The sequence below is a fragment of the Burkholderia sp. 3C genome (genome assembly GCF_054589155.1).
On the sequence record NZ_BAAILN010000092.1, the window covers coordinates 454,595 to 457,594 of the forward strand.

The following is a 3,000-nucleotide window of genomic DNA, read 5'->3' on the forward strand; positions in this document are numbered from 1 at the left end:
GAAGAACTCGTGGATCATGCCGTCGTAGCGCACCAGCGCGACGGCGTTGCCGGCCGCGCGCAGCTTGTCCGCATAGGCCTCGCCCTCGTCGCAGAGCGGATCGTATTCGGCCACCGCGATCCAGGCCGGCGCCAGACCCGCGAACGACGGCGCGCCGCGCATGCCGTCGAGCGGCGCGAAGCGCCAATCCTCGCGATCGGCGCGGTTCGGCACGTACTGCGAGAAAAACCACTGGATCGTTTCGGCCGTCAGCAGATAGCCATGCGCGAGCCGCGCATGCGAGGCCGTCTGCTGGAAGGCGGTCAACCCCGGATAGATCAGCAATTGCAACCGTGGCTGCAGGCCGCGATCGCGCGCCAGCACCGCGACCGCCGCGGCCAGCGTGCCGCCCGCGCTATCGCCGCCCACCGCGAGCCGCGCCGCGTCGAGGCCGAATTCGCCGGCGTGCCGGTGCAGCCACGCGAACGCGTCGTCGGCATCGTCATGGGCGGTCGGGAACGTCGCCTCGGGCGCGAGCCGGTAATCGACCGACAGCACCGCGCACTGCGCGTCGCGCGCGAACATCCGGCACAGCGCGTCGTGCGTGTCGACGCTGCCGATCGTGAAGCCGCCACCGTGGAAATAGACGAGCGCCGGCAGCGGTTCGGCCAGGCTCGGTTCGATCGGCAGATAGAGCCGCGCGCGGATCGTTGCGCCGTCGCGCGTCGGCACGCTCAGGTCGTCCACCGAGGCCATCGGCGCGGGCGCGAGATCGAGGATCGGCGCGCTGCGCGCATAAGCGGCGCGCACGGCTTGCGGCGTCTGCGACGCGTAGGACGGTTGCCGGGTGCGCTCGATCATGTCGAGCACGCGGGCGATGTCGGGATTCAACGGCATGGGCGGGAAAAGTCGGGAACGCGGCGGTGTGCGCCGCGAACCGGATCAACCCGATTCATGGCAGGCGCACGCCGCCCGGGTCAGGTCAGCGCGACCAGTTGCTTGCCGAAGTTGTGGCCCTTCAGCATGCCGAGAAACGCCTCGGGCGCGCGCTCGATGCCCTGCGCGATCGTCTCGCGGTAATGCAGTTCGCCGTTCGCCACCAGCGCCTCGAGTTCGCCCAGCGCCTGCGGCCACGAATCGAGTTGCTCGGTGACGATGAAGCCCTGCACGCGCAGCCGTGCGCGCAGGATCGCGGTGGCCTGCGTGATCGGCGCGGGCTGGCCGTCGTAGCCGGCGATCATGCCGCATACGGCGATCCGGCCGAACGCGTTCATCTGCGCGAGCGTCGCGTCGAGGCCCGGGCCGCCGACGTTCTCGAAGCAGCCATCGATGCCGTCCGGCGCGGCCGCGGCCAGATCCTCGGCGATGCGCCCGGCCTTGTAGTCGACGCAGGCGTCGAAGCCGAGCGTCTCCACCACGAAGCGGCACTTGGTTTCGCCGCCGGCAATGCCGATCACGCGGCAGCCGGCGCGCTTGGCCAGTTGCCCGACCACGCTGCCCACCGCCCCGCTCGCCGCGCTGACCACCACCGTCTCGCCGCGCTTCGGCTCGATGATGCGGTTCAGCCCGTACCAGGCCGTCACGCCCGGCATGCCGATCACGCCGAGATAGGCCGACAGCGGCACGCCGCTCGCGCCGATCTTGCGCAGCCCGGCGCCGTTCGAGGTGCCGTGCGTCTGCCAGCCGAACATGCCGGTCACGCGATCGCCGACGGCAAAGCCCGCATGACGCGATTCGATCACCTCGCCGGCCGTCTCGCCGATCATCACGGTATCGAGTGCCTGCGGCGCCGCATACGATTTCGCCGTGCTCATCCGGCCGCGCATGTACGGATCGAGCGACAGGAAATGATTGCGCACGCGCAGCTCGCCGTCCTCAAGCGGCGCGAGCGGCGTTTCCACCAGCTTGAAATTGTCGAGGCGGGCTGCGTCGTCGGGACGGGATACGAGCCATACCTGCCGATTGATGTCTGTCATCGCTGTCTCCTGATCGTCGATCGTGATGCGTAGATGCGTCTTGAAGCATGTCTGGCGCGCCGGGCGTCGCGCCAAACGAAGCGGCCCCGCCGTTGCGGGCGGGGCCGTGGGAATGCGGGGGCGCTCAGGCGTCGCTCGGCCCCGGTTTCGCGCCAGGATCGGTGCGCGAGCGCTGCCGGGCGATGTCGCGGCCCACCGCCAGCCGTTTCATGTACTTGAACGTGCCCACCGCCTTGGCGACGAAGTTGCCTTCGCTGTCGCGCACCTCGCCCTCGCAATAGGCCATGGTGGTCGAGCGGTGCATCACGCGGCCGTAGGCGCGCAACTCGCCGCGCCCCGGCTGCATGAAGTTGACCTTCATTTCCACCGTGACCACGCCCACGCCGTCGTCGGTCAGGCTGCGCGCGGCCATCGCCAGCGCCACGTCGGCCAGCGTCATGGTCACGCCGCCGTGCGCGATGCTCCAGGTGTTCATGTGCTGCTCGGCCAGCGGCAGCATGATCTCGCTCGCGCCGTCCTTGGCCGTGACGAGCTTCACGCCGAGCGCGTCGACAAACGGGCTTTCGATCGAGAGCGGCGTTTGCCGCGGAGTGCCGGTGGTGCTCATGCCGCTCACCGCGCCGCGTGGTCGACGAGATAATCCATGCACTCGCGCGATTCGCGCACCAGGCCGACGAACTTCTTCACTTCCTCGTGAACCGGGTGGACGGCATAGGCGTCGAGCGACGCCTTGTCGGTGAATTCGGACACCAGCACCACGTCGTAGGTGGCTTCGAGGCCATCGGTGGCGAGGCCGACATCCAGGTAGAGCAGGCCCGGCACGATGCCGCGGCAGGCTTCGAGCTTCTGCTTGAGCGTGACGCTGTTCTCGGCGCGCGTGGCGCCGTTTGCCGATTCCTTCAGTTTCCACATCACGATGTGACGAATCATGGTGCCTTCCTGCTTGACGAGTCGAGGGGTTGCCGAAGCCGGCATGCGCCGGCCATTCAGACCCGAAGCCTACCAAACTTGCGGGCGGCGCGAACGGCCGACATGCGACCGCCCG

4 protein-coding genes are annotated in these 3,000 nt (G+C 69.0%); all 4 read right to left on the reverse strand.

What is annotated here, in order from left to right; translation table 11 throughout:
* Positions 1-876: alpha/beta hydrolase (locus ACYP33_RS18375; protein ID WP_459623151.1), on the reverse strand; the 876-nt coding region annotated here is incomplete at its 3' end.
* Positions 877-956: 80 nt separating this feature from the next.
* A complete protein-coding gene (locus ACYP33_RS18380; protein WP_459623153.1) occupies positions 957-1,955 on the reverse strand; it encodes an NADP-dependent oxidoreductase in 999 nt (332 codons plus the stop codon).
* A 124-nt stretch (positions 1,956-2,079) separates the two neighbouring features.
* Positions 2,080-2,562, reverse strand: a complete 483-nt coding sequence (locus tag ACYP33_RS18385) for a PaaI family thioesterase (RefSeq protein WP_414445499.1) — start codon at positions 2,560-2,562, stop codon at positions 2,080-2,082.
* A gap of 5 nt (positions 2,563-2,567) precedes the next feature.
* Positions 2,568-2,885, reverse strand: coding sequence for a Dabb family protein (locus ACYP33_RS18390; RefSeq protein ID WP_414445500.1), 318 nt, complete (start codon positions 2,883-2,885; stop codon positions 2,568-2,570).
* Positions 2,886-3,000: the final 115 nt, after the last annotated feature.

Excerpts from the sequence above, each read along its gene's own strand:
- ACYP33_RS18390 (WP_414445500.1), bottom strand. The coding sequence starts at position 2,885 with ATGATTCGTCACATCGTGATGTGGAAACTGAAGGAATCGGCAAACGGC.
- ACYP33_RS18380 (WP_459623153.1), bottom strand. The coding sequence starts at position 1,955 with ATGACAGACATCAATCGGCAGGTATGGCTCGTATCCCGTCCCGACGAC.
- ACYP33_RS18385 (WP_414445499.1), bottom strand. The coding sequence starts at position 2,562 with ATGAGCACCACCGGCACTCCGCGGCAAACGCCGCTCTCGATCGAAAGC.